This window comes from Chitinophaga sp. (assembly GCF_035564935.1).
Taxonomy (GTDB): Bacteria; Bacteroidota; Bacteroidia; order Chitinophagales; family Chitinophagaceae; genus Chitinophaga.
Map to the genome: position 1 here is coordinate 1 of NZ_DATMTE010000849.1, position 1,575 is coordinate 1,575.

At 48.1% G+C, this 1,575-nt stretch carries 2 protein-coding genes; both read left to right on the forward strand.

Annotation, left to right across the window (positions count from 1 at the left end):
- The coding region (locus tag VN105_RS22250; protein ID WP_325644344.1) for an iron ABC transporter permease at positions 1-858 on the forward strand (858 nt) is incomplete at its 5' end.
- A gap of 31 nt (positions 859-889) precedes the next feature.
- Positions 890-1,575, forward strand: a 686-nt coding sequence (locus tag VN105_RS22255; RefSeq protein ID WP_325644346.1) for a heme ABC transporter ATP-binding protein, incomplete at its 3' end; no start/stop codon positions are given.

The following is a 1,575-nucleotide window of genomic DNA, read 5'->3' on the forward strand; positions in this document are numbered from 1 at the left end:
GTTTTATTTGAGATCCGCATGCCACGTTTATTACTGGGGCTTTTGGTCGGAGCCGCCCTGGGTATCTCGGGCGCTGCCATTCAGGGAATTTTTCGAAATCCGCTCGCGGAGCCCGGATTAATCGGTATTTCTTCTGGTGCGTCCTTGTTCGCCGTACTGATTATCGCATTTGAAACGTTTCTGCTGACTTCACTTTCAACGTGGCTAGGTTATTATATTTTGGCTTTTGGTGCTTTTGTCGGTGCCGGGCTGACCGCATTTTTGGTGTATCGTATTGCCAGTAAAAATGGCCGCCCCAATGTGACGACGATGCTGTTGGCGGGTATCGCCATCAATGCATTTGCGGGCGCGCTTACAGGTTTGATGACTTACATGTCTACAGAGCAGCAGCTCCGCACCATTACGTTTTGGATGCTGGGCAGTCTAGGTGGCGCGACCTGGGACAATTTATTGGCCATAGGTCCTTTTATATGTATTTCCCTGTTTATTCTTCCATTTTTTGGGAAGTCTTTGAATGCATTTGCCCTGGGCGAACTTCAGGCTGATTTATTGGGGATGCGCACTGATCGTGTAAAAAGATGGGTGGTCATTTTATCGACTTTGGCTGTCGGTGCCTCGGTGGCGGTATCGGGAATTATTGGTTTTGTAGGACTTATTGTCCCGCATACCGTACGTCTGATGGGAGGACCAGATCATCGTTTTGTACTTCCGGGCTCACTGCTTTTAGGCGCTTTGGTGCTGACGCTGGCAGATGTTATCGCCAGGGTATTGATAGCACCGATCGAATTGCCTATCGGTGTGATTACGGCCCTGTTGGGGACGCCTGTATTTTTGTATATTTTAATCAAGGATAAATAGCCTTCGTTCGGATGTTTAAATACTATTTTTTATGTTGCGTGTAGAGAAAATCAACTATGAGGTGAAAGGCCGAAAACTACTGAAAGACATTACCTTTCAGGTTCGTAAAGGGGAGATTTTAGCTGTGCTTGGAGCCAATGGCGCAGGAAAGTCTACCTTGATGGGGCTCCTTTGCGGCGAAAAGAAGCCTGATTCCGGGCAGATTCATTTCAATGGTAAACTGTTGTCTGCGTATGACGCAGCGACATTGTCCAAATGCAGGGCGCTCCTAAGCCAGCAGCAACAGATGACATTGAGTTTTAAGGTGGAAGAGATCGTATTGATGGGGAGGTATCCGCATTATAAAAATACGCCCACAGTGCGTGATTACCAGGTGGTGGCCGAAACGATGGAGCTCTGTGGTGTCACGGCATTCGCTGACCGGGATTTTTTGAGCCTCTCAGGTGGGGAGCAACAACGTGTTCATCTCGCGCGTGTTTTGGCACAGATCTGGGATAGTCCCGATGCGCTCCTGTTACTCGACGAACCTATTTCAGCCTTAGATCTGCATTATCAGCAAAAGGTGTTGGCGATTGCCCGTGCATTGGCCCGAAAAGGATTTATGGTTATTTTGATTGTGCACGATGTCAATTTTGCCGCAATGTATGCCGATCGGATTTTGATGCTCAAATATGGACGTAAACTTTTTCACGGCACACCTGTGGAGGTGCTGGCCCA